Genomic DNA, 1,570 nt, shown 5'->3' with positions numbered 1-1,570 from the left:
AGGCGTGTCCTGGTTGATTGGTGGCCGAGGGCGAGCGTACTGAAAGGAAGGATGCCGACGTTGTGGTTGCGCGACGAGCTCTTCGAGCACGGACTGGTGCTCCCGACCCCGGGCAGCGGGGTGCACCCGAAGGCGGAGACGATCCTCGACGTGATCTTCGAGCTCTCTGCGAGCGGCGGCGGCGTCTCGTGCGTTCCTCCCGCCGCGGGGCGCGGGGCGCGGCGTGCGCGGCGAGTCGGCCGTTGACGCCGCCGCTCCAACGTCCGCGGCCTCCGCGTCCCTCGCGCGACCCCCACCGCGGTGCCTCGGCGCAAGGACGCACACGGCCTCATCAATTGTGTTTTCTTCGTCGCGTTCGTGCGCGCTTGTTCGTGCGTCCCTCGCAGGCGGGCGGCGTGGGTCGGTCTTGCGACGCGTCGTCTCCGTTGGAGCGGCGAGATCGCGGCACACTGCTTCGACCTCTTCTGGCTGCTCTTCCGGGGCTTCTCGTCCTCCGCCCCCGTGGCCGGCGACGGAGTCGGGGAGGAGGCGCCCGTGTTGCCGTTCGCCCTCTTCCTGCTGCTGCAGTCGTACCAGCGGCCTCCGCGCCCGCAGCCGGCCCGCAACTCGAACCTCATCAACATCCACTTCCCGTCCGCCGAGGAGGTCGCGGCCTCGCGGGGCTTCCTCTCCTCCTCCGCCTCCGCGCCCATGTCGCCCGCAACCCGGGGTGCACGCTCCCCCGCGGCCCTCGCCTCCCTCGAGAGCCTCGACGCAGGGGACGCCTTCCTCGCCCCGATCGGCAGTCCGCGTCCGTCCGAAGGGTCCGCCACGGCGTCTCCACTCACGCGGCCCCTCCTCACCTCCTCGCCATCCCCCGGAGCCTACCACCACACGCGCACGTCCTCGCCGTCCTCGCCGGGCGCGCCAGCCGTGATGCCGCCGTCTTCGTCGTCCTCGTCCGCGCCTGCTGGTTCGCCCGGCGGTGTGGCGGGACGCACCAGCGAAGGCTGGTCGCGAGTCGAGTGGTTCGCGGACGCGTTCCCGCGCTTCCTCCGTCGCAGTGTGACGCGGGAGGCCTTCACGCGGCCCGACGGCACGTTCTCGCCCGAGTTCATCAACGGTCTGGGCTTCCTGCTGCAGGGCACGGCACTCGCCGTCACGCCCACGGCGCCCGGCGCGCTCTCGCCCCTTCCGTCTCCGTCCATCGTCTCGAGTCCCACGCCCGGATCCGGGACCATCCTCGTCTCCGAGGTTCGTGACGACGACCCTGTCGTGTTCGCTCTCCTTGCTCGAGCCTCTCGTTCCATCCTTCTTTATCCTTCCGCACTTCCTTCTCTTTTCTCTCTGGCCTCTGCTCGCAGGAGCCGGTGTTGGCGACGCTGCTGTCCGACTCGCTGGCGCCGTCGCTGTGGACGCCGGCACGCCTGGAGGAGTGGTTCAAGGGACACCTGGCCGCGCGGGACCCGTTCGCGCGCACGATCGCCACCGGCGGGGCGCTGGGCACCTCAGGGTCGATGGGTGGTCTGCTGATGAGTCCGCGGCGGCGACCGAGCGGGTCCGCGAGCGTGCTCTCGCCACCCCCGACCAC

General features: G+C 71.1%; 2 protein-coding genes. Both read left to right on the top strand.

The annotated features are described in order from the left end of the window. On the top strand, positions 1–246 hold a 246-nt coding region (locus ACV4UX_RS19405), incomplete at its 5' end, for a hypothetical protein (RefSeq protein WP_491594916.1). A 1,106-nt stretch (positions 247–1,352) separates the two neighbouring features. Continuing rightward, positions 1,353–1,570, top strand: a 218-nt coding sequence (locus ACV4UX_RS19400; RefSeq protein WP_491594915.1) for a hypothetical protein, incomplete at its 3' end; no start/stop codon positions are given.

Source organism: Fundidesulfovibrio sp., assembly GCF_058402725.1.
Note: the sequence above shows the minus strand (reverse complement) of the source record. Positions and strands in the feature narration are given on the sequence as shown.